General features: G+C 53.8%; 18 protein-coding genes. 8 read left to right on the top strand and 10 right to left on the bottom strand.

What is annotated here, in order from left to right; genetic code table 11:
• The first annotated feature begins 40 nt into the window (after positions 1-40).
• Positions 41-1,432, top strand: coding sequence for a sigma-54-dependent transcriptional regulator (locus tag ACYX4J_RS03375; RefSeq protein WP_475709483.1), 1,392 nt, complete (start codon positions 41-43; stop codon positions 1,430-1,432).
• A gap of 182 nt (positions 1,433-1,614) precedes the next feature.
• Here ACYX4J_RS03375 and ACYX4J_RS03370 read toward each other — a convergent pair whose 3' ends face one another.
• On the bottom strand, positions 1,615-2,238 hold the full coding sequence (locus ACYX4J_RS03370; RefSeq protein ID WP_475711969.1) for a hypothetical protein: 624 nt from the start codon (positions 2,236-2,238) through the stop codon (positions 1,615-1,617).
• Positions 2,239-2,244: 6 nt separating this feature from the next.
• Between ACYX4J_RS03370 and pcnB the strand changes: the two genes are divergently transcribed.
• From pcnB to ACYX4J_RS03335, 7 genes are all read left to right on the top strand, one after another.
• Positions 2,245-3,621, top strand: coding sequence for a polynucleotide adenylyltransferase PcnB (gene pcnB / locus ACYX4J_RS03365; protein WP_444918100.1), 1,377 nt, complete (start codon positions 2,245-2,247; stop codon positions 3,619-3,621).
• Positions 3,621-4,097 (top strand): 2-amino-4-hydroxy-6-hydroxymethyldihydropteridine diphosphokinase, encoded by a 477-nt coding sequence (gene folK / locus ACYX4J_RS03360; protein WP_445361196.1) that lies wholly within the window; start codon positions 3,621-3,623, stop codon positions 4,095-4,097. Before pcnB ends, folK begins: the two co-directional genes overlap by 1 nt.
• A gap of 101 nt (positions 4,098-4,198) precedes the next feature.
• Positions 4,199-4,885, top strand: a complete 687-nt coding sequence (locus ACYX4J_RS03355) for a deoxynucleoside kinase (protein ID WP_444915629.1) — start codon at positions 4,199-4,201, stop codon at positions 4,883-4,885.
• Positions 4,886-4,890: 5 nt separating this feature from the next.
• Positions 4,891-5,703 (top strand): 3-methyl-2-oxobutanoate hydroxymethyltransferase, encoded by an 813-nt coding sequence (gene panB / locus ACYX4J_RS03350; protein ID WP_413663177.1) that lies wholly within the window; start codon positions 4,891-4,893, stop codon positions 5,701-5,703.
• 78 nt (positions 5,704-5,781) lie between these two features.
• The gene (locus ACYX4J_RS03345) at positions 5,782-6,573 is read left to right on the top strand and encodes an acyl-CoA thioesterase (RefSeq protein WP_475711968.1); all 792 of its coding nucleotides are present in this window, start codon (positions 5,782-5,784) and stop codon (positions 6,571-6,573) included.
• A 398-nt stretch (positions 6,574-6,971) separates the two neighbouring features.
• On the top strand, positions 6,972-8,009 hold the full coding sequence (locus ACYX4J_RS03340) for an endonuclease/exonuclease/phosphatase family protein (RefSeq protein WP_476177904.1): 1,038 nt from the start codon (positions 6,972-6,974) through the stop codon (positions 8,007-8,009).
• Between the two features lie 164 nt (positions 8,010-8,173).
• Positions 8,174-9,736, top strand: coding sequence for a hypothetical protein (locus ACYX4J_RS03335; RefSeq protein ID WP_476177903.1), 1,563 nt, complete (start codon positions 8,174-8,176; stop codon positions 9,734-9,736).
• Positions 9,737-9,791: 55 nt separating this feature from the next.
• Here ACYX4J_RS03335 and ACYX4J_RS03330 read toward each other — a convergent pair whose 3' ends face one another.
• The 9 genes from ACYX4J_RS03330 to nusA form a co-directional block, all read right to left on the bottom strand.
• Positions 9,792-10,760 carry a zinc transporter ZntB gene (locus ACYX4J_RS03330; RefSeq protein ID WP_444918103.1) on the bottom strand — a complete coding sequence of 323 codons (969 nt, stop codon included), beginning with the start codon at positions 10,758-10,760 and terminating at the stop codon, positions 9,792-9,794.
• A 51-nt stretch (positions 10,761-10,811) separates the two neighbouring features.
• Positions 10,812-11,216, bottom strand: a complete 405-nt coding sequence (locus ACYX4J_RS03325) for a GFA family protein (RefSeq protein WP_476177902.1) — start codon at positions 11,214-11,216, stop codon at positions 10,812-10,814.
• The gene (locus tag ACYX4J_RS03320) at positions 11,209-11,859 is read right to left on the bottom strand and encodes a hypothetical protein (protein WP_476177901.1); all 651 of its coding nucleotides are present in this window, start codon (positions 11,857-11,859) and stop codon (positions 11,209-11,211) included. The genes ACYX4J_RS03325 and ACYX4J_RS03320 overlap by 8 nt, the downstream gene beginning before the upstream one ends.
• Before the next feature lie 114 nt (positions 11,860-11,973).
• On the bottom strand, positions 11,974-14,097 hold the full coding sequence (pnp, locus tag ACYX4J_RS03315) for a polyribonucleotide nucleotidyltransferase (RefSeq protein ID WP_444911446.1): 2,124 nt from the start codon (positions 14,095-14,097) through the stop codon (positions 11,974-11,976).
• 263 nt (positions 14,098-14,360) lie between these two features.
• Positions 14,361-14,630, bottom strand: a complete 270-nt coding sequence (gene rpsO, locus ACYX4J_RS03310) for a 30S ribosomal protein S15 (protein WP_476177900.1) — start codon at positions 14,628-14,630, stop codon at positions 14,361-14,363.
• Positions 14,631-14,776: 146 nt separating this feature from the next.
• Positions 14,777-15,718, bottom strand: a complete 942-nt coding sequence (gene truB / locus ACYX4J_RS03305; protein ID WP_108734360.1) for a tRNA pseudouridine(55) synthase TruB — start codon at positions 15,716-15,718, stop codon at positions 14,777-14,779.
• Between the two features lie 3 nt (positions 15,719-15,721).
• Positions 15,722-16,120 (bottom strand): 30S ribosome-binding factor RbfA, encoded by a 399-nt coding sequence (gene rbfA, locus ACYX4J_RS03300; protein ID WP_108734361.1) that lies wholly within the window; start codon positions 16,118-16,120, stop codon positions 15,722-15,724.
• Between the two features lie 90 nt (positions 16,121-16,210).
• Positions 16,211-19,105: a translation initiation factor IF-2 gene (gene infB, locus ACYX4J_RS03295; protein ID WP_444940850.1), complete on the bottom strand. Its 2,895-nt coding sequence runs from the start codon at positions 19,103-19,105 to the stop codon at positions 16,211-16,213.
• Positions 19,106-19,169: 64 nt separating this feature from the next.
• Complete coding sequence (gene nusA / locus ACYX4J_RS03290; protein WP_413663186.1) at positions 19,170-20,672, bottom strand: transcription termination factor NusA; 1,503 nt, start codon at positions 20,670-20,672, stop codon at positions 19,170-19,172.
• Positions 20,673-20,685: the final 13 nt, after the last annotated feature.

Below are 20,685 nucleotides of genomic sequence, written 5' to 3'. Positions count from 1 at the left end.
ACTAGGCGCTTACTGAGCATTTTGTAACCAGGCGTAACATATGAGCCACATCCTCATCGTCGAAGATGAAGCCATTATCCGAACGGCGCTGCGCAAGCTTTTAGAGCGGCACCGCTACAAAATCAGTGAAGCGGGTTCGGTAAAGGAGGCGCTCACCAAGTACCGCCTCAATGAAGTTGACCTGGTTATTTCCGATTTGCGCCTGCCCGGCGCACCGGGCACCGACCTGCTCAAGCACGCCGGTGATATTCCGGTACTGATTATGACCAGTTACGCCAGCCTCCGCTCTGCGGTGGACTCCATGCGTATGGGGGCCGCCGACTATATCGCCAAGCCCTTTGATCACGACGAAATGCTCGCAACCGTCCGCCGGGTCATAGGCAAAGCGGAGCAGAATCGCGCCCAGCCCATCAACGAGAAAGAGAATACCGGCACTATCGCCGGCATGATTGGCAGCAGCCCAGTGATGAGGGAGCTCTACGGTCGCATCCATAAAGTTGCCCCCACAGACGCCACCGTCCTGGTGCACGGTGAAACCGGCACCGGTAAGGAACTGGTCGCCCGGGCTATTCACGAGGAGAGCCGCCGGGCCAACAAACCGCTGATCTCCGTCAACTGTGCCGCGATTCCCGACACACTGATTGAATCTGAGCTGTTCGGCTACGAGAAAGGTGCATTTACCGGTGCCCAGAGTTCCCGCGAGGGACTGGTAGCGGCAGCCGATGGAGGAACCCTGTTCCTCGACGAAATCGGTGAGCTGCCCCTGGAGGCTCAGGCCCGCCTGCTGCGTGTATTGCAAGAGGGCGAAGTGCGGCCAATCGGCTCGATCGAATCCCGCAAAGTGGATGTGCGCCTGGTAACAGCCACCCACCGCAACCTGCGCCAGCTGTCAGCGGAGCGTAAATTCCGGGAAGACCTCTACTACCGCATCAATGTGGTGCAAATGACGCTTGCCCCCTTGCGCGAGCGAGGCAGAGACGTCCTAGCACTGGCAGAGCACCTGTTGGAAAAGTTCTGCACCAAGATCGAGCGCCCCTTATTGCGCCTGTCACCGGAGGCCATCCAGGCTGTTACCACCTACACCTGGCCCGGTAACGTGCGCGAATTGGAGAACGCCATCCAGCGCGCTGTAATCCTGACGGATAAGAACAGCCGCGAGATCGACCACAAAACCCTGGATATCGATCTGGACCTGGTGCCGATCGAAGAGGCCGACGGCATCCCGCGCCCCCGCAGCCTGCACACCGACCCCCGTGAGGACCTGTCCCTGGAAGACTACTTCGCCCGCTTCGTTATTGAGCACCAGGACACCATGAGTGAGACAGACCTGGCCAAGAAGCTCGGCGTCAGCCGCAAATGCCTGTGGGAACGACGCCAAAAGCTGGGCATCCCCCGCAAGAAGAGCCGCCGCAGCGCCGCCGCAGAAGCTTAAAACTAACGTTATCCCCAGGGGGCTTCGCCCCCTGCTCCCAATCCGTCCTCACCTGTCAAACTCCTTCGACCACTTTGTTACCCCACCCCCACAGGGGTTACCAACCAGAGTGTTACCCACACCCACCCAGAAGTAACAACTCTCGCACCTTCCGTAACGCAATGGCTCTCAGAAAAGTTCCGTCAAATTTCGTAAAGATCGTAACTTATTGATTTATAAGGATTTTTAAAAGTTGGCATACTAAGTGCTTTACTCTTAGTACAAAAATTGAAAACAGCCAACAATAAAAATAAATGACTGTTAAATGCCCTATAACAACTAACAATAAGCGGGGCGAAACATAATAAAAATAATGGGGCGGCCGACAATAAAAGCAATGAGTGGCCAAAACCGCAAGAACAACAATAAACAATAACAATAAAACTCAAGAAGAATAAGAATAACAACAAGCGCGTTGCAAACTGACTGAACTGTACCTGGGAGAGGGTGTTTGCTTGAAAGCAAATTGAGAGCGCAAGGAAGCCGCTGCCTTCATACTGGTAATAATAATTCCCATATTTCTTTTCCCCCGAACTTACAGGCACCCGCATATTGCGGGCGCATTCCTTTGCGTGTGTTAGAATCGCGCCCGCGAGTCCCGATCTCTGAGGATAAACAGCCACTGAGGCTCCTTTCCGGACTCGCTCCTGGGGTAGCCCAGGTATAGAGGCTCCAGCAGTGCCATCGTGAATCTCCCCAGAGGGACCACCACTTATACAGGCCGCCAACCAATGCGTGGCCAAGCACAGCGGGGCTTTCCCGGCCATCCCTAAATGGCAGCAGTCAACATAGACAGCCGTATGCTCAACAACCTGATTAGTAGTATCAAACGCTGGCGCAAGCCGGCCAGTAAAGGCCCCAGGGTTATCGCCCGCAACGACCACAGCATCTCGCGCCGAGAAATCAGCCGCGCGGCCTTAACAGTTATGAAGCGCCTTCAGGATGCCGGATACCAGGCGTATATCGTAGGTGGAGGTGTGCGCGACCTGATGCTCGGCGGCCACCCCAAGGATTTCGATGTGGCCACCGACGCCACTCCAGAGCAGGCCAAGGTGCTGTTTCGCGGCGCCCGCATTGTCGGCCGCCGCTTTCGCATCCTGCACGCCCGTATAGGCCGTGAAGTTATCGAAGTGACTACCTTCCGCGGTCACCACAGCGATGGCGAGACTCACGAAGCCAAGCAGTCCGAACACGGTATGCTGCTGCGTGACAATGTCTATGGCGACCTGGAAAGTGATGCCATGCGTCGGGATTTCACGGTCAATGCGCTCTACTACACCACCAAAGGGTTCGAAATCCACGACTACACCGGCGGTGTCGAGGATATTGAAAAGCGCCTGATTCGAATGATCGGCTCCCCGGAGGTCCGCTACAAGGAAGACCCGGTGCGCATGCTGCGCGCAGTGCGCTTCGCCGCCAAGTTGGATTTCACTATTGAAGGCAAGACGGAAGCTCCCCTGCACGAGCTGGCGCCACTGTTACGTAATATTGCCCCGGCTCGCCTGTTCGATGAGATTCTCAAGCTGCTGATGAGTGGCCACGGAGAGCGCACCTTTGAGCTGCTGCGCCAGTACCAGCTCTGGCAACACCTGTTCCCGGACAACGCCGCACAAATTGAGGCCAACAACGCGGCCCTGAAACTATCCCAGCAAGCCCTGCGCAACACGGACCAACGTATCCGCGCCGATATGCGTGTTACCCCAGCGTTCCTCTACGCCGCCCTACTCTGGCCTGCGGTGAGCACCGAGCAACAAAAGCTGATTGCCAAGGGCACCCCACCAGCGCCAGCGCTGGCCCAAGCGGCACAAAAAGTTACCAGTTCACAGCTGGCCCACACCGCTATTCCCAAGCGCTTCTCAATCCCCATGCGGGAAATCTGGGACCTGCAACAGCGCCTGCCCCAGCGCGGTGGCAGCCGGGCCCAGCGCTTACAGGAGCACCCCCGTTTCCGCGCCGCCTACGACTTCCTGTTGCTGCGGGAAGAAAGTGGCGAGATTGAAGCGGGCCTGGGCAAATGGTGGACCGACTTCCAACAGGCCGACGATGAGCAGCGCCAGCAAATGGTGCGCAAGCTACAGCGCACAGGCAGCGGTGGGCGCCGCAACCGTAACTCTCGCGGCCGCCGTCGCAAGCCGAGAGCAGAACAGTAATGGAAACGGTATACATCGGCCTGGGCAGTAACCTGGCAGAGCCCGGCAAACAACTGCGCAGCGCCCTATCGGCCATGGAACGAATCCCCAGTACAGAATTATTGGAGTGTTCGAGCTTTTACCGAAGCGCCCCAGTCGGCCCCGGCGATCAACCCGATTACATCAATGCCGTCGCAGCATTGAAAACAGCACTGTCCCCGCTAGCACTACTGGACCAGCTCCAATCTATCGAGCTGTCCCACGGGCGCGAGCGCTCCATCCGCTGGGGCGCCCGCACCCTGGACCTGGATATCCTGCTGTTTGGGGAATCTCAAATCGATGAGCCCCGCCTACAGGTCCCACACCCGCGCATGGCCGAGCGCAACTTCGTACTGCTACCCCTTTCTGAACTGGCTCCCGCGATGGAACTGCCCGGATTGGGAGCCCTGCCAGCACTCTTACAGGGCTGCCCGGAAAACCGCCTGGAAAAGGTTTGATCGACTGAGGCTCCCCAACTACTCGACGGGCGGCCCTCTCAATAGTACTTTTGCGTTTGCAACTCATCAGGGAAGACCCCAGACAAAGAGGAGTCGCTCAAGTGGTTATCGAAAAACCCGAGACCAGCACAGCTGAACTCAACCTGTCCAATAAAACACCGCCTAAGTTTATCGCGGTGGAAGGCAATATTGGTGTGGGAAAAACCACACTGGCAAAGAAGCTGGCCTCCACATTCAATTACGACACGCTGTTGGAATTACCCGAGGAGAACCCCTTTTTGGAGCGTTTCTACCGGGACCCCCAAAATGCCGCACTGCCCACCCAGCTGCACTTTCTCCTCCAGCGATCACAGCAAATCCAGGCACTGCGGCAGGACGATATCTTTGAGCCGGTGCGGGTGTCGGACTTTTTGATCGAAAAGGACCAGCTGTTTGCTGAAGTCACCCTGGATAAGGATGAGCTGCACCTGTACCAACAGGTGTACAAACATCTCACCCTGGAAGCACCCAAGCCGGACCTGGTGATCTATTTGCAAGCCCCCCTCGATGTGCTGCAAGCCCGAATCCGCAATCGGGGAATCCCGGCTGAGCAGGCGATAAGCAATGAGTACCTCGCCACCCTCAACAACGCCTACACCCGCTTTTTCCATTTTTACGATGAGGCGCCTCTACTCATCGTCAATACCGAGGAGATCGACATTGTCGATAGCCCAGAGGACTACCAACAGCTGGTCGAATATCTGTTCACGATCACCAGTGGCCGGCACTATTACAACCCAGGAAGTTAATCGTTATGTATGCACCCTCTGAATTAGAAAAGCTCGTAACCGTTCAAACCCTGCGAAAAATGAAAGCGAATGGTGAGAAGTTTATTACCGTTGCTCTCTACGATGCCCCTATGGCTGCGATGGCACAAAAGTCCGGGGTTGAGACACTGCTCGTCGGAGATTCCCTGGGCATGACCGTGCTGGGTTACGACAGCACCGTGCCAGTGACGATGGAGCAAATGATTTACCACGTCGAGGCGGTCGCGCGCGGCAATAAGAAGTCCCTGATTATGGGGGATATGCCGTTTATGACCTACGCCACCCCAGAGCAGGCACTCCAGAATGCAACCCGGATCATGCAGGCCGGTGCACATATGGTGAAGATTGAGGGAGGCGCCTGGCTCGCCGACACCGTGAAGATCCTTACTGATCGCGGTATTCCCGTTTGCGCCCACCTGGGCCTCACTCCTCAATCAGTACACAAACTGGGAGGCTATCGCGTTCAGGGGCGCGACGAAGAACACGCCAAGCAAATTCTCGAAGACGCCTTGCAACTCGACGAAGCCGGAGCTGATCTGTTGGTGCTGGAATGTGTTCCCGCCGACCTGGCAAAGCGTATTACCGAAGCCGTATCCATGCCCACCATCGGCATAGGCGCGGGCCGCGACTGCGATGCCCAGGTACTGGTAATCAATGACATCCTGGGCCTCACCCAACAGCCCCCCAAGTTTTCCAAAAACTTCCTGGTAGAGGCCGAGGATATTCCCGGGGCCCTGCGCAAATACGCCGAGGACGTCAAACAAGGCGTTTTCCCCGGCGAGGAACACATATTTAAATAATACTCCCCTCATCCGGGTGCTTCTCACCCGGTATTTTTCTGCGGCAGGTCCCACCTGCCGCTCTCAAGCGGTAACACTATGACTTTCGACCAACTAATCCAGGATTGGCTCTCGACCAATGGCGCCACTTCTGTGCCCGAAGGCTGGACCCAGGGGCGAGCTACATTTGGCGGCCTTGTAGCCGCAATGCTGTATGAGCAGATGGCTTCAGAGCTGCCTTCTGACAGCAGCTTGCGCTCTTTTACCACCTCATTCGTAGGCCCGGTTGCCCCGGGGGAGATTAACACCCGCGCGGATGTCCTTCGCGCAGGCCGCTCTGTCACTCAGGTACAGGGGCACCTCGATCAGAATGGTGCCGTTATGCTGGCGGGCCTCGCCAGTTTTGGTCGCGGCAGGGAGTCATCCGTTCTCGCCAAAGGTCCCTTAGCACCGGAGTACCCCACCCCGGATAAATGCCTGCCCCTGCCCTATATTGAAGGTGTAGTGCCGGAATTTACACAGAAGTTCGATTACCGTATCGCATGTGGGGGCCTGCCTTTCAGCGGCGCGAAAGAGAGAGTTTTAGGTGGCTGGGTACGATTTAAGGATGGCAGTGAGAGCCATACTGGTATCAGCCACTTACTCGCACTGATCGATGCCTGGCCACCGGCGACACTCCCGATGATGAAAGAGCCGGCTCCCGCCAGCTCATTAACATGGACAGTGGAGTTTATGGAGCCACTCCCAGAGCGCACCGCTTCTGACTGGTGGCAATACGAGGCCGAAGTGGAACAGGCCGAGGATGGCTACGCAGTAATACAGGCCCGCTTATGGGATGCCGATGGACGTTTAACCGCCCTCTCCCGCCAAATGGTCACTATCTTTGGTTAACCAGCACTCGTCGATCAACTATCCCTTTACCGCCACTCATTGAGTGCCTTGGCTCCACGGATGGAACCATTTAAACGGTCCTAAAGAATTTTGTAATTTTTCTACGGCCTTCAGATCACTCTAAATAATACTTCCCGATCCTGCTTAACCCGCCTAACGAATCAATTATTACCTGCATAAAAATATACAACTTTGGTGATTTTTATTATTTTTTTATGAAAAAAATAATTCGCGCCGCCCTTACAGAAAAATAAAATAAAAAAAACCTCCTTTACTCCAATTTGTAATCTACGCTATCCATCATCCCCTCCATCGAAAACAAAGGGGCCGCCAGAGAAACGCCCCAATTTTCGACCCCACTACAAAACCGTCGGTAACAACAAAGTTGGAGAGCAATAATGATAAAAAGAATACTTTTTTCACTCACACTTCTATTCAGCCATTCCGCCGCAGCAGTAGACTTTGAAGACGTTTGGGATGCAATTACTTCTTGTAACTGGTTTGAATTTATTGATGATGTCGACGATACCGGCTCAAAAGACCTGGACGGCTATGAATACGGTGACACTGAATTTGCCGATGCCAATTCAGGCAGCTTTGACATGATCGTCTACAACATGGATGGATTTTTGGAGTGTATAGGCGGCAACAGCAAGTCTGACTTCAAACAAATTATTAACACTTTTGATAATAACCCCAAAGACCTCTGGTTGATGCAGGAGGCTTGGAGCAAAACCAAGGCCAATTATCTGGACGACGACGACAAGCTCGATAACGATACAGTCCCCTATCGCTCCAAACACTGGAAAGGCACTGGTACCAGCTTTGGCAATGGCCTGCTGACCTTTTCCAAGTTTCCGTTTGACCGAGATAATCGCGATGACGACGACTACACCTTCGCCACTTATGAGGAGGAAACTTTTGATAAGTGCGCAGGTAATGACTGTGATACCGAAAAAGGCTTTACCGTAGCAAAAGTTGAAGTGACCAAAAACTTCCATGTCCATGTGTACAACACCCATATGGATGCAGGACACCAAGACGATGACCTAAATGCCAAAGCCAAGCAACTCGACCAGATTGCCGATATGATCGTCGCCCATTCTAGTAATGCCACAGTCATATTAGCCGGTGACTTCAATATGGCGTTTGATGAAAATGACGACGACTGGCGCGGTACAAACTACCAAACTTGGAAAGCATTTTTTGCCAAAACCGGCGGCAAGCATGCCTGCCAATATATGCTATCTGGCAGCGACACCAGCTTGGAAGCCTGTGCTGATGAACTTCAGGACGATACCGATCATGTCGTCGTTATTAATAACAACCCCAATTACACGCTGGACGTAACCAATTACTACATTGGCTCCGCAGAGTACATAGGGCTGAGCGACCACGACCCAGTATTTGTAGACTTCTCATGGGTTAAACACTAAACGAGCGGCACACAGCCTCTTCCGCAGGGGATCGGTAGGGGCTTAACCAATTTACCGACAAAGTGAACGACACCGGACTGAAAACCCAATCCAGCTACAATTTTGCTTATTGAGGAGAACTTTAACCCACGCATAAACCGCATGCTTGGCGGGAAGGGCTTTCAGTGGACAGGATTAAGAACCTAGTTGTCGGAAGTGGTCCTGCGAGTATCGCTACAGTCAAGGCATTGCAAGATATTGGGCAAGAAGTTGAAGTCGTTGATGTTTCATATGACCTTGAAGACGATATCAAACGCCAAGTTAATATCTTATCTCAAAAAAACGTTGATGCATGGACTCAGGAGGAAAAAGATAAACTATTTCCACACCCAATAGCCTCCCGAAAAGGCCTGGAAAGAAGATATCTATTTGGGTCTGACTTTCCATACAGAGTACCAAAACCTCTCAGCATTACGACAAAAAACTGTAATACAGAGTTCTCCCATGGCTTTGGTGGGCTTGGGAACGTATGGGGTGCAGCTATCATGCCCTACAGTGAAAGTCAGCTAGCGAATTGGCCTATTTCCTTAAATGAACTAACGCCATCCTACAAGAATGTACTCCGCTATATGCCTATAAGTGCGGAGATAGACAATCTCAACAAAAAGTATCCACTATTCCCTAATAACTTTACTGCCATCAAGAGAAATGCGCCGACAGATTTCTTATTGAAAAAATTGAAGTCTATTGAAAGTAGTCTCCAGAGGAGTGGCATTGAATTTGGTCGAGCCCGCTTAGCGGTAGATGCAAGCAAGGGGGAGTATGGATGCAGGTATTGCGGCCACTGCTTTGACGGATGCCCATACCAATCTATTTTCAACCCTAAATACTTGTTTGAAAAACTACAAAAAGACAAACTCACCATACATAAAGGTCTTCTTGTCCTGGAGATTCATGAAACAAATCAAGGAGTAGACGTGATTGCAGTTGATATAACCAATAGCAAAATAAAAAAAATTACTGCACAGAAAGTATTTCTCGCAACCGGCCAATTTGCCACAACCACAATACTGGCAAGATCCCTCAATCTATTAAACACTCCAATAAAAATAAAAAACAGCCAGTATTTTTTCTTCCCCCTCTTTCTCTACAAAGGATATCGATATGAGATCGAGTTTACCCTCGCAGAAATCTTTTTAGAGATTGACAATCCAAACATAAGCCCTGAACAAATACACCTTCAACTTTACGGTCGAAGCCAAATTATTGAAGAGCAATTAATATCTCTACTTCCCCCCCTTTTCCCAGAGCAAGTCGCCTTGGATCGCTTATACGTAATTCAGGGTTTTATGTCCTCTGAGGATTCTGACTCATTGGAACTAACTTTAACCGACAAACAAGCAGATAGCTCTTCAATAGAAATAAGAGGAATTGAAAATACGAGAGCCCGAGAAATCGCCCAAAGAACACAGTCTTTAATAAGGCGTTCACTGATAAGGCTTGGTATGGTCCCCCCCTTCTTTCTCACCGTACTACCACCAGGCAAAAGCTTCCACCTTGGTGGCAGTTTCCCGATGGGAGGAAAACATGAGATATTCCGCTCAGACCTCTTAGGAAGGCCGGCACACTTTAAAAATGTCCATATTGTGGATTCTGCCAACTTTCCCAATATTGCAGGCTCAACCATCACCTTTACCATTATGGCGAATGCTGATCGAATCGTAAGGTCTATAGGGTTTCGTGGCTGATTGGCAGCCCAGATAACTGAAATAACCTATTTAGCTAGGATACTTCAAAAGATAACTACAACCACTTTTTCCAGTAAAACAAAGCGATCTGCCCAGCCAATGCCACCACCAGCAAGATGCAAAAAGCAATAAAGCCCAATGACGACTGCCCCCAGGGAATACCGCCGACATTAATCCCAAACAATCCAGTGAGAAAGCTCAGCGGTAGAAAAACTGCCGCCACCACTGATAGTACATACATACGACTATTCAACTGATCCGAAGTGCGACTCAACAATTCCTCCTGAGCGATTGCCGCGCGCTCCCTTACTGCATCGATATCGTCGATATGGCGCTGCAACCGATCATTTACCTCTCCCAAGAGGGCGTGGCTGTGCTCATCAAACCACGATAGGGATTCCTGCTGCAAACGCCCGAGCACCTCCCGCTGCAGGCATAAGTAGCGTCGCAATACGATAGTTCTCTTGCGCAGCCGAACCAGTAGGGAAGAAAGCTCCGAACCTCCCTTATCTAATAACAGGTTTTCCAGGTCATCGATTTTTTCTTCGAAGTCTTCGGCCCGATCACACATACGCAAGACCAACAGATCTGCCAGGGACATCAAAAGAGCCGCAGTTCCACGGGGACCAAAGCCACTGCGCAAGCGAGAAAGCAAGTCATCCTCTGAAAGCAACTTCCGTCGGCCGGTACTGATAATACGGTTTTCCTCGGCCCAAATGCGAATGGCGATCATATCCTTTGCGCGCGGTTTGGATTTTCGCTCAATGCCGTACATAGCCAACATCAGCCCCTGATCCACAGTCATTACACAGGGGCGCGTTGTCTTCGCAGACAGGGTCTCTATCGCCGTAGCTGTGAGTCCACTATCCTGTTGCAGCCACTCGACGGTGTTGGTGCTGTCGTAGTCAAAATGCAGCCAGAGAATTCCCTGATCAGGTTGCCAGGATTTCACCTCTGCCCAGGAAAGCTCTCGGCCCGAGCCTTTGCGATCGAGTAAGACAGCGTAGACCAGACCAGTTTCCATAGGCTCTCATATCACCTGATATTGATTGGAGCATCACTTTCTTTGCGCGATTTATTTACTGAGATGGGCCAGCTCTGCGGCGTTCTGCTCCCAGTTTTGACCATCGAAAGGTTCTACCTCCAAGCCTCCGGGTCTCTCATCAAAACAGCGCGCATTAAGACTATAGCCATCCGGGTTGGAGCGCGGCACATAAAAAGACTTAACGCCGCAATGGCGACAAAACAGGTGCTTGGCCACTCCCGTATTAAACGTATAACAATCCAGGTCTTTTTCCCCAGACTCCAGCTTAAAGTTTTCAGCGGGAATAATGACGTGCAGAAAACCCACTTTCTCACACATCGAGCAATTGCACGCATGGGCTACCAGTTTCTCCCCTGAGTCGCGCTCGTGCCGCGCCCGATAGCGAATAGCGCCACAGTGGCAACCTCCGCGAAGTTCAGTAGTAACTTTATTCATTTGAATTATTTTCCTTTTCAAATAACGGGCGGGCAGCCAACAGTGAAAACAGCGAAAGGCCCAGCAGTAGGTGGAACCAGTTTGTACGCGCCAAGCCCAATACCCGAGGAGCCCCGGTACCCACAAACAAACCATCCATTGCAATGACTACTGCCCCTGCCCCCAATAACAAAGGGCCTGGTGGCAAGAGTCGTCGCGGTGACATCAATTCCATCATTGCAACCCACAGCCACAATAGAAGCCCCAGGGCGGAAAACACCTCAGTCACTTCCTGCGGCGATAACCTGCCACTTTCCGAGACGCCTATAGATGAGGCCAGCACCAGCACCAGCGCTACATAAGCGGGTCCCCGGGTACTCTGTCCAATACCTATCTCGAAACGTGCCCAAACCAACCCCATTCCAATTAGCAACAGCGAACTAAACCCGGATAGTTGCAGTAAAGCCCGGTGTAATTGGGTTGCCCCGGGATCAATACCGTAGCGATAGGCACCGACAATCGCGGAGACAGCGATAAATAGGAGACCCGCTATCACCAAGAGTGCAGCTGATTGGAAGCGATCATTGGTAAGACGCCAGTACTGATTGGCAATCAGCAGTGCGGCGAGGGTGAGGAGAATGTCGATCAGCCAGAAGTTGTCCAATGTTTTGCCCTTTTTTTCCAGAATTCTAATAGAAAACCGGTAATAAGCGACAATTCCGCTTCGGCAGATACAAAAAAACCCGGCTTTTAAGCCGGGTTTTTTCAGTCCGTAGACTTAAGCTTCGTCGGAAGCTTGCTTGGCTTCTTCAGCGGCAGCTGCATCGGCCTTAGCTTCCTTGATAGAAAGCTTGATACGTCCACGCTGGTCAACGTCGAGTACCTTAACCTTAATCTTCTCACCTTCACTCAGGTAATCAGTTACGGCATTTACGCGCTCTTCAGCGATCTGGGAGATATGCACCAGACCGTCTTTGCCCGGCAGGAAGTTAACGAACGCACCGAAGTCTACGATACGTACCACGGTACCTTCGTAGATAGCGCCAATCTCAGCTTCCGCAGTGATCTCCTCGATGCGGGTTACCGCCGCTTCCAGGCTCTCACCGTCTTCACCGAAGACCTTGATAGTGCCGTCATCTTCGATATCAATGGAGGCGCCGGTCTCTTCAGTGATGGAGCGGATAGTCGCACCGCCCTTACCGATCACGTCGCGGATCTTGTCCGGGTGGATCTTCAGGGTCGCGTAGCGCGGTGCGTTCTCATTCACGGTGGTACGGGAAGAGTCGATCACCTTGTTCATTTCCGCGAGGATGTGCAGACGCGCGTGCAGAGCCTGCTCCAGAGCGGTCTCCATGATCTCTTCGGTAATACCTTCGATCTTGATGTCCATCTGCAGCGCGGTCACACCAGAGGCGGTACCCGCTACTTTGAAGTCCATATCGCCGAGGTGGTCCTCGTCACCGAGGATATCGGTCAGAACCGCGTAGCCTTCTTCTTCCTTCACCAGACCCATAGCGATACCGGCTACCGGTGCCTTCAGCGGAACACCCGCATCCATCAGCGCCAGGCTGGAACCACATACGGAAGCCATGGAGCTGGAACCGTTGGATTCAGTGATCTCGGAAACTACACGCACGGTGTAGGGGAAGCTATCCGGGCTCGGCAGAACTGCAGCGATACCGCGGCGAGCGAGACGGCCGTGACCGATTTCGCGACGACCGGTAGCACCTACACGACCCGCTTCACCTACAGAGTAGGGAGGGAAGTTGTAGTGCAGCATAAAGTAGTCTTTGCGCTCACCTTCCAGGGCGTCGATGATCTGTGCATCGCCAGTGGAACCGAGGGTAGCCACTACCAGAGCCTGGGTCTCACCACGGGTGAACAGCGCAGAGCCGTGGGATTTGGGCAGAGCGCCAACTTCCACAGCGATCGAACGTACAGTTTTGCTGTCGCGACCGTCGATACGAGGCTCGCCACGCACTACAGCGCCGCGCACCAGCTTCTTCTCCAGCTTGCCGAAGTAGCTTTTTACCAGATCGGCGCTAATTTCTTCAGTAGCCAGGGCTTCAGCGGCTTCGCTGCGCAGTTCCGCCAGGCGGGTGCTGCGCTCTTGCTTGTTGGTGATGCGGTAGGCTTCGGCAACCTTTTCGCCAAACTGAGCGTCCAGGGCAGCTTTCAGCTCGGTGTTTTCCGCCGGAGCCTGCCAGTCCCACTGGGGCTTGCCCGCTTCCGCTTTCAACTCTTCACAAACCTTGATAATGGCCTGCATTTCCTGGTGTGCGTAGAGTACCGCACCCAGCATGATGTCTTCCGGCAGCTCCTGGGCTTCGGACTCCACCATCAGTACGGCGTCTTTGGTACCGGCAACGACCATGTCCAGCTCGGAGGTCTTCAGAGCTTCGTAGCCCGGGTTCAGCAGGTAGCCGTCTTGCTGGGTGTAACCCACGCGCGCAGCACCGATTGGGCCTGCGAAAGGAATACCGGAAACAGACAGCGCTGCAGAAGTGCCGATCATGGCAGCGATATCCGGGTCCATGTCCTTCTCAGCGGAGAGAACAGTACACATCACCTGAACTTCGTTCATAAAGCCGTTCGGGAACAGCGGGCGGATCGGGCGATCGATCAGACGGGAAGTCAGGGTTTCTTTTTCAGACGGGCGGCCTTCACGCTTGAAGAAACCACCGGGAATTTTGCCAGCCGCGTAGGCTTTTTCTTGATAGTGCACGGACAACGGGAAGAAGCCCTGATCTGGCTTGGCTTCTTTAGCGCCGACAACAGTACACAGGACGACAGTCTCTCCCATGCTAACCAGGGCAGCACCGGTAGCCTGGCGCGCGATACGGCCGGTCTCGATGGTGACTTGGTGTTGTCCGTATTGGAAAGTTTTGCTTACTGGATTCACTAGTTTTTTTCCTATTTCCTTACGGTTACTGGCCCATTCCAGTAACCCCTACAGTGGTTGCCTGGATAGAAGTTCCAAACCTTCAATCCAGAGCGATACGGGGATGTACCGCTACCGACCCGGGTGGCCGGTGCAAACGCAGCACATCCGCCGGGATATTTGCCCCTGGGGTTGTGTTGCGAAACTGCCGAAAAGTGACAACAGCGCCACTTTTCAGCAAGCATTAAAGAAGAAAGCCCGCCAGAGGCGGGCATTCCAGGGTCTTAGCGACGCAGGCCGAGCTTAGCGATCAGCTGTGCGTAACGGTTCAGATCCTTGCGCTTCAGGTAGTCCAGTAGCTTGCGACGCTGGTTTACCATGCGGATCAGACCACGGCGAGAGTGGTGATCCTGCTTGTGCGCAGAGAAGTGACCCTGCAGTTTGTTGATGTTGGCAGTCAGCAGGGCTACCTGGACTTCCGGAGAACCGGTGTTGCCTTCAGATTGGCCGTGCTCTTTCAGGATTGCTGCTTTTTCTACTGCAGACAGTGCCATAACGATTAACCTCGTCGTAATATGCTTTAAAAGATTCGGCTGGCCCGTGCATATTTACAGACCAGCTACTCACTGTTGTGGACTTAGTCCACTGCAATACTCTCACATCAACCGCTATCGGCTCTCACCAATATAGCGTTTTCTGCTTAAGTACTACTTACCAGACGCCGAGGCGCTACGCACCCGTCGTCAGTAATTTCTCCTACGCCCAGAAAATCGCCATTTTCCAGGAAGAGGCGCACCATATCACCTTCTTCACCGATACGGTAGACCTGCAAATCCATTACCGGCTGCCCCTGACGCACATAGTAACCAGACTCGTCCGGAAGGGTGAGTTTGGGCAGCGAGGAGGCAGGAGAATCCACCGATAACAGGTGGTGATCCAACTCCTCCGCCATGCCCTCACCGCGCTCCGCGGTGAGCTCATCCAGAGTCACTGAATCGGCCTCGACGTAGGGACCGGCTGCGCTGCGGTGCAACTCTTCCACATAGGCACCGACACCCAGGGCCTGACCCAGGTCTTCGGCAATACTGCGAATATAAGTGCCCTTGGAGCAGTGAACTTCAACTTCTGCACGGGGCTGAGCGCCCGGTGTAAAGCTCAGCAGTTCAAATTCAAAAATCTCTACTTCCCGCGCCTCGCGTTCCACTTCCAAGCCCTGTCGTGCCAACTTATACAGCGGCTGCCCCTTGTGCTTGAGGGCCGAGTACATGGACGGCACTTGCTTGATGGGACCGCGAAAGGCTTCCATCGCTTTCAGCACAGCTTCTTCGGTCAAACCGGAAGCATCTTTGGTTTCCAGTACATCGCCATCAGCATCGCCACTGGCTGTAGTCATACCGAAAACAAAAGTACTGCGATAGCGCTTGTCCGCATCGAGTAGGTACTGGGAAAACTTGGTCGCTTCGCCGAAACAGATCGGCAACACGCCGGTTGCCAGGGGGTCCAGCGCTCCGGTGTGACCGGCGCGATTGGCGAAAAAGAGTCGTTTGGCTTTTTGCAGGGCGTCATTGGCGGTAATCCCGGCGGGCTTGTTCAATAACAGCACGCCGTGAACCGGCCGGCCCCATTTTGGTCTGCGGCCCATGGATTAATCTTCGTTGGAGTCGCTATCGTCGTCTTGGTGTTTGCGATCTTCTTTAACCGCCTTGTCGATCAGGGCAGACAGCGCCTGGCCGCGCACCGAGGTCTCATCGTAGCGGAAGTGCAAACGGGGAATAGTGCGAATCTGGATTGCGCGCGCAAGCTGCGTGCGCAGAAAGCCGGCGGCTTTATTCAGCACTTCGATAGAGGTATTAATTTTGCTGCGATCATCCTCACCCACCAGGGTGACAAAAACTTTAGCAACGGTTAGGTCGCGGCTGACTTCAACATCATTGACGTTGATCATACCCAGGCGAGGATCGCGAATCTCGTGTTGGATCAGCTGGGCCAGCTCGCGGCGCATGGCGTCGGCGACGCGGTCTGCGCGATGAAATTCTCTTGCCATTGTTTACCTATTGAGAATGGCGGTTTAAAGACAGGAAAACCCGCACGACTAGCGTCGCGCGGGTTTATCCTCGATCCGCTGCGGAACTCCTTAGAGTTCGCGAGCAACCTTAACGATATCGTAAACTTCGATCTGGTCACCGGACTTAACGTCGTTGTAGTCCTTAACCCCGATACCACACTCCATGCCGTTGCGCACATCTTGCACATCGTCTTTGAAGCGACGCAGGGATTCCAGTTCGCCCTGGTAGATCACAACGTTGTCGCGCAGTACGCGGATCGGCTTGTTGCGGTAGACGGTACCTTCAGTAACCATACAACCGGCAATGGCGCCAAACTTCGGTGAGCGGAATACATCGCGAACCTGGGCAATGCCCACGATTTCTTCACGTATTTCCGGATCAAGCATACCGGACAGCGCCTGCTTCACTTCGTCGAGCAGGTTGTAGATCACGCTGTAGTAACGAATCTCTACGCCTTCTGTCTCAGCAACCTTTCGGGCAGCCACATCAGCACGGGTGTTGAAGCCCAGTACGATAGCGCCGGAGGTCAGGGCCAGGTTGATATCGTTCTCGGCGATACCACCTACACCGCTGGACACGACGTTGACAGAAACTTCTTCATTGCCGATATCCGCCAGTGCGCCCAGGATAGCTTCCAGGGAGCCGCGAACGTCCGCTTTGATAACAACCGGCAGTACTTTGCGCTCGCCGGCTTCCATGTTCGCAAACATGTTTTCCAGCTTGGCCGCCTGCTGGCGCTGCATGCGCTCACGACGCTCTTTATCACCGCGCTGTTCGGCTACTTCACGAGCTCTGCGCTCATCCGCAACCACCATGAACTCGTCACCAGCGTTGGGTGTGGTGTCCAGACCCAGCAGCTCAACCGGAGTTGAAGGGCCAGCTTCTTTAACCTGCTTGCCCAGCTCGTTGGTCATGGCGCGAACACGGCCGTAGCTCTGGCCTGCCAGTACGATATCGCCGCGCTTCAGCTCGCCGTTCTGTACCAGCAGGGTGGCCACAACACCGCGACCTTTTTCCAGACGGGATTCGATCACAACACCTGTTGCCGGTACCTTGACCTTGGCCTTCAGCTCCAACATCTCTGCTTGCAGGGAAATCGCTTCCAGCAGGTCGTCGATGCCTTCACCAGTGTGTGCAGACACATTGATAAACTGGGTATCACCGCCCCAGTCTTCAGGAATTACATCTTTCGCAGCCAGCTCGTTTTTAACACGATCGGGATCGGCAGCTTCTTTGTCGCACTTGTTGATTGCAACAACCAGCGGTACACCGGCAGCGCGGGCGTGGTTCACAGCTTCTTCAGTCTGCGGCATCACACCGTCGTCAGCAGCCACTACCAGGATAACTACGTCAGTTGCCTGGGCCCCACGGGCGCGCATTGCGGTAAAGGCGGCGTGTCCCGGGGTATCCAGGAAAGCGATCTCGCCCTGGCTGGTTTTCACACGGTAAGCACCGATGTGCTGGGTAATACCACCGGCCTCACCGGAAGCCACCTTGGTCTTACGGATGTAGTCCAGCAGGGAGGTTTTACCGTGGTCAACGTGACCCATAACGGTAACTACCGGTGCGCGGGACACCTCAGTGCCTTCACTGGCCTGGGTCTCGGCAACCAGCGCTTCCTCCAGCTCGCTCTCAGAGCGGAATACCACCTTGTGGCCCATCTCTTCGATGATCAGCTGTGCAGTTTCACGGTCCAGGCTCTGGTTGATAGTAACCATCTCGCCCATTTTCATCAGGCGCTTGATCAGGTCACCGGCTTTCACATTCATCTGTTTGGCCAGCTCGCCAACAGTGATGGTTTCGCCCAACTGTACTTCGTACACCTGTTTCTCCGTGGGCCTTTTAAAGCCGTGCGTAGGTTTAACCTTCAAGGTCGGACGAGACAGGGAGCGCGTGCTGCGCTTGGATGCTTCGTCTTCCTCAAATACTTCCAGCGCCTGTTCGTACAGAGCGGTTTTGCTGGATTTTTTCGGGCCGGACTTGGAGCGGCGACCGCGACGTTTACGCGGCTCATCCTCAGAGCGATCAGCTTCAGCGGGGGCAGTAGATGCTGCCTCCAGCTTGCGACGCAGAGCTGGCTTGACCTCAGAGGTCTTCTCAGCACTTTTTGCCGGTGCTGGCTTAGCCTTGGCTGTCTGTGCAGCTTGTGCAGCTTTCTCTTTCTTTTCCTGGGCTGCGCGTCGGTCAGCTTCTACTTTAGCTTTCTTCTCTTCAAGTTCACGCTTTTCCTGCTCAGCCTGCTGCTTGCGACGCTCCATCGCGGCAATTCGCATTGCCTCGATATCGTCTGAGTAGCTTGAGCGGATTGGTGCGGCGGGCTCTGCCTTTTTCACTACGTTTTCCGCGGTCTTATCCTCTGATTTAGCCGCATCTTGATCGGCTTTTACTTCATTGCTTGCTTTCGCTTCGGCTTCAGCCTTGGCTTTTGCTTCTGCTTCGGCCTTGGCTTTCGCTTCGGCTTCAGCCTTGGCTTTCGCCTCGGCTTCGGCTTTGGCTAGCGCCTCTTCTTCCGCCGCTAGGCGTGCAGCTTCTGCCTCGGCTTCTGCGCGAGCGCGTTCGGCTTCGGCCTCCAGTCTTTCCTGCTCATTTTGCAGGGCATCGACTGCCGCTTCCTGCTCGGGGCTGCTCGATTCTTCGCCTGCCGCTACGGTTTCAAGCTCAGCTTGAGGGCGCTTCACATAAGTGCGCTTCTTGCGCACTTCCACATTCACAGTCTTGCGGCCGGTGCCAGAGCCAGTCTTCAGCGTGCTTGTGGTTTTGCGCTTCAAGGTGATCTTGCGCGGCGCGGCGCCCTGCTCCCCGTGACTGCTTTTCAGGAAACTGAGCAAGACCTGCTTTTCCTCGTCTGACACCACTGCATCCACAGAGGTGTGAGGCAAACCCGCTTCTTTCATCTGCTTGAGCAGACGGTCTTCGGTGGCACCAACCGATTTGGCGAGTTCACTAACTGTTACTTCGGCCATTCTCTCTCCTAAAAGTCACTTGGTCGGAGGGGGTTACTTATACGTAAGTTATTTTTCGCTGCATTTAAGCTTCTTCGCCGCTGTCATCGGCAAACCAGGGCTCACGCGCCTTCATAATCAGCGCTGCAGCGCGCTCCTGGTCGAGACCTTCGATATCCAGCAGGTCATCGACAGCCTGCTCTGCCAGGTCTTCCATCGTGGAAATACCACGGCTGGCCAGTTGGAATGCCAGCTGGCGCTCCATACCGTCCATATTCAAAAGGTCTTCCTGGGGCTCAGATGCATCCAGCTTCTCTTCAGATGCCAGCGCTTGGGTCAACAGGGTGTCCTTGGCGCGGGCGCGCAGCTCCTCAGCGATATCCTCATCGAAGCCCTCAATTGCGAGCATCTCTTCGATGGGTACATAAGCTACTTCTTCAAGAGAGGCAAAGCCCTCTTCAACCAGCACACCAGCAACGTCTTCATCGATATCCAGACGATCCATAAACACCTGCATGATGGAGCTGGACTCGGCTTCCTGCTTGCTCTGCCACTCATCACTGCTCATGACATTGATCTGCCACTGGGTCAGCTCGGAGGCCAAGCGTACATTCTGGCCGCTGCGGCCGATAGCCATTGCGAGGTTTTCCTCTGCCACGGCTACATCCATAGAACCGGTGTCTTCGTCGACCACGATGGATTCAATTTCTGCTGGCGCCATCGCATTGATAACGAACTGAGCGGGGTTTTCGTCCCACAGAACGATATCTACGCGCTCACCAGACAGCTCGTTGGATACCGCCTGAACACGCGCGCCGCGCATGCCCACACAAGCACCCACCGGGTCGATGCGACCGTCGTTGGTATTTACAGCGATTTTTGCACGCAGCCCGGGATCGCGGGCCGCGCCTTTAATTTCGATTACCTGCTCGGAAATTTCCGGCACTTCAATGCGGAACAATTCGACAATCATTTCCGGGCAGGAGCGGCTCAGCATCAGCTGGGGGCCGCGGGCTTCCGGTTGGATTTCCAACAGGATTGCGCGCACGCGATCACCGAGTCGGAAAATTTCGCGACCAACCAGCTGATCGCGGGGCAGGCGCGCTTCGGCATTATTACCCAGGTCTACAGCGATAAAGTCGCGGGTCACCTTCTTCACAGTGCCGCTAACCATTTCGCCAACGCGATCGCGGTACTCGTCTACAACTTTGGCGCGCTCGGCTTCACGTACCTTTTGTACGATGACCTGCTTTGCGGTCTGTGCGGCGATGCGTCCAAATTCTACATTTTCCACCTGCTCGCGGAAAACGTCACCTGCTTTCAGGTCAGCATCTTTTTCGTGGGCTTCTTCCAGGGTGAACTGGGTACCCAACTCAGCCAAAACTTCATCACCGACCACTTCCCAGCTGCGGAAAGTCTCGTAATCGCCTGAACGACGATCAATGATAACCTCAATGGTTGAATCTTCGTCGTAGCGCTTCTTCGTGGCCGTTGCCAATGCCGCTTCGATGGCCTGGAAAATAATCTCCTGGTCAACGCCCTTCTCGTTGGATACCGCCTCGGCTACCAGCAAGATCTCTTTGTTCATGCAACTGTGCCTC

It is taken from the genome of Microbulbifer sp. ABM4_008, from assembly GCF_056311705.1.
Note: the sequence above shows the minus strand (reverse complement) of the source record. Positions and strands in the feature narration are given on the sequence as shown.